This window comes from Paraburkholderia sp. J67, assembly GCF_905220265.1.
Classification (GTDB): Bacteria; Pseudomonadota; Gammaproteobacteria; order Burkholderiales; family Burkholderiaceae; genus Paraburkholderia.
Map to the genome: position 1 here is coordinate 1 of NZ_CAJMZK010000077.1, position 1,068 is coordinate 1,068.

Annotated in this window: 2 protein-coding genes; both read left to right on the plus strand. The window is 63.1% G+C overall.

Features of this window, described 5'->3' with window-relative positions; all coding sequences use genetic code 11:
- A partial coding sequence (locus U5782_RS41215; protein ID WP_322044316.1) for a muconolactone Delta-isomerase family protein occupies positions 1 to 85 on the plus strand: 85 nt, incomplete at its 5' end.
- A 57-nt stretch (positions 86 to 142) separates the two neighbouring features.
- On the plus strand, positions 143 to 1,068 hold a 926-nt coding region (gene catA, locus U5782_RS41220; protein WP_322049616.1), incomplete at its 3' end, for a catechol 1,2-dioxygenase.

Consider the following 1,068-nt stretch of genomic DNA (forward strand, 5'->3'; position numbering starts at 1 on the left):
GGCGCTGCCGCTGTTCCCGTACATGAAGATTTCGGTGACGCCGCTGTGTCGCCACCCGTCGTCGATCCGCGACGACGACGCCTGAATCCCGCCACCCGCGTCCAGGCTGTTTTTCCCCAAAATACAAGTGGAGACACTAATCATGAGCGTCAAAGTATTCGATTCCAAGGAAGTGCAGGATCTGCTGAAAGCGGCGGCCAATCTCGATGGCGGTAACGGCAACGTCCGTTTCCAGCAGATCGTGCATCGCCTGCTGGGCGATCTGTTCAAGGCCATCGACGACCTCGACATCACGCCCGATGAAGTGTGGGCCGGCGTGAACTACCTGAACAAGCTCGGCTCGGACGGCGAAGCGGCGCTGCTCGCGGCAGGCCTCGGTCTGGAAAAATACCTCGACATCCGCATGGACGCGGAAGACAAGGCAGTCGGTCTGGACGGCGGCACGCCGCGCACGATCGAAGGCCCGCTCTATGTGGCGGGTGCGCCGGTGCGCGAAGGCGTCTCGAAGATCGACCTCAACGAAGACGCCGATGCGGGTCCGCTCGTGATTCGCGGCACGGTCAAGGGCACGGATGGCAAGCCCGTTGCGAACGCCGTGGTCGAATGCTGGCACGCCAATTCGAAGGGCTTTTACTCGCACTTCGACCCGACCGGCGCGCAAACCGCGTTCAACCTGCGCGGCGCGGTCAAGACCGGCCCGGAAGGCCAATACGAATTCCGCACGCTCATGCCCGTGGGTTACGGCTGCCCGCCGCACGGCGCCACGCAGCAACTGCTCAACGGTCTGGGCCGTCACGGCAACCGTCCGGCGCACGTGCACTTCTTCGTCACGAGCGGCGATCATCGCAAGCTCACCACGCAGTTCAATATCGAAGGCGATCCGCTGATCTGGGACGACTTCGCTTACGCCACGCGTGAGGAGTTGATTCCGCACGTCGTCGAGAAAACCGGCGGCGCGGCGCTCGGCCTCAAGAACGACGCGTACAAGCACATCGAGTTCGACTTCACCCTGACGCCGCTGCTGCAAGGCAAGGACAACCAGATTGTCGAGCGCCCGCGCGCTGAAGC